Genomic DNA, 1,769 nt, shown 5'->3' with positions numbered 1-1,769 from the left:
ACCTTGAACTGACCGGAATAGACCGCCGCGCCTCTGACAAGAATGGGGCCGACAGGAGCTCGGCCGAATTGCGCGGCACTGACGGCGAGCCCGTGAAGGTCAGCGCCGGCAAGCCCGATCCCGGCTTCCGGCTGAACGGCAAATTCGCGCTCGACCATCAGAAGCTCGGTGTCGATGAATTCCGCTTCGAGACCGGACCGCTCGACAACCCCTATACCGCCGACGGCAAGGCCTCGGTCGATCTCGGCCTGAAACCGCATTTTTCGATCGAAGCGAACGGCGCGCAGGTGCAGTTCGACGAGGCGGTGGGCGCATCCGCAGGTGCCGGATTGACGCTCGACCAGCGTATCGCGGCGTTCGAGCAGACGCTTCAGCACATGCCGAAGCCGACGATACCGGGCACGGTCGAGGTCAGGCTGCCGGCCGTGGTGGCGGGCGATACCACGGTTCGCGACGTGCGGCTCTCGGCGGAGCCGGCCGAAGGCGGGTGGTCGGTGAAGTCGCTCGCCGCGACACTGCCGGGCCGGGCGACGCTTGAAGCCGACGGCATGCTGAACGTCGAGGACCATTTCGGCTTCACCGGATCCCTGCTGCTTGCCGTCGGACAGCCGTCCGGTTTCGCCGCCTGGCTGTCGAAGGATGTCGACGACGCGATCCGCCGGCTGCCGGCGGCGGGCTTCAAGGCCAAGGTCGATCTCAGCGAGAACCGGCAGTCGTTCAGCGATCTCGAACTGATCCTCGGCAAGGCGAAATTCTCCGGCCGCATCGATTCCAGCCAGCCCGATGGCGCCAGGCCCTCGGTGCTGATGCAGTTGGAGGGCGGCGAGCTCGACGTCGATGGGCTGGCCGCCTTCGCCTCGATCTTCGTCAGCGACAAGGGCGCCAACCGCTTCTCCGACCGCGACCTCGATTTCCAGATCAAGGCGGGCCCGGTCAGCGCCGCCGGGCTGACCGCCGACAGAGTGGATACGGCGTTGAGGCTGCGCAAGGGCCTGCTCGAGATCGACCGGCTCTCGGTCGGAGGGCTCGCCGGCGCTTCGATCAGCGCCACCGGGCGCATCAAGGATTTTCCGGAAAGCCCGACCGGCAAGCTCGACGCATCCGTGGTGGCCGTCGATCTCAAGCCGCTCATAGATGTCGCAGCCCAGCATTATCCGGACAATGAGGTTCTGAAAGGCCTGGCTGCCCGTGTTGCTGCCTATCCGGAGCTGTTCCAGGACGCCCGGATCGACCTGGTGACAAGTGCCGCCGACAATGGCGACGGCACCACCGGACTCGCGCTCTCCGCGCAAGGCAAGGCCGGCGGTTCCGCCTTCTCGGCTTCGCTTTCGGGCAGGGGGACGCGGGATCGGCTTCCCGATGCGCCGGTATCGATCACCTTCAATGCCAGGAACGAGAACGCCGCCACGCTGCTTGCACTCTACGGCCTGCCGGCGCTGCCGCTCGGCATGCTTGGACAGGCCACCACCGATATCACGGCCAAAGGCTCGCTGGGCGGCGGTCTGGCAACCAGCTTCAACCTGACGGCCGACGATTTCAGGGCGAGCTTTGACGGGACCATCGCCGAGACAGAGCAAGGCGCCACCGCCAAGGGCAAGGTCAATCTCGACGCCGCCGATATCGAGCCATGGCTGATGACGACAGGTGTCGGGCTGCCCGGCATGGGCACCGGCACGTCGGCTTCGCTCGCCAGCGATGCCGACTTCGGCAATGGGCTTCTGGTGCTGAGCGGGCTCAGCGGCGCCATCAACAAGGCGACTGTGTCCGGC

Annotated in this window: 1 pseudogene; it reads left to right on the top strand. The window is 66.4% G+C overall.

Annotation, left to right across the window (positions count from 1 at the left end):
- A pseudogene (locus EOA75_RS32480) lies at window positions 1-1,769 on the top strand (AsmA family protein); the annotation flags it as partial.

The sequence above is a fragment of the Mesorhizobium sp. M1A.F.Ca.IN.022.07.1.1 genome, assembly GCF_003997575.1.
Lineage (GTDB): Bacteria > Pseudomonadota > Alphaproteobacteria > Rhizobiales > Rhizobiaceae > Mesorhizobium.
Note: the sequence above shows the minus strand (reverse complement) of the source record. Positions and strands in the feature narration are given on the sequence as shown.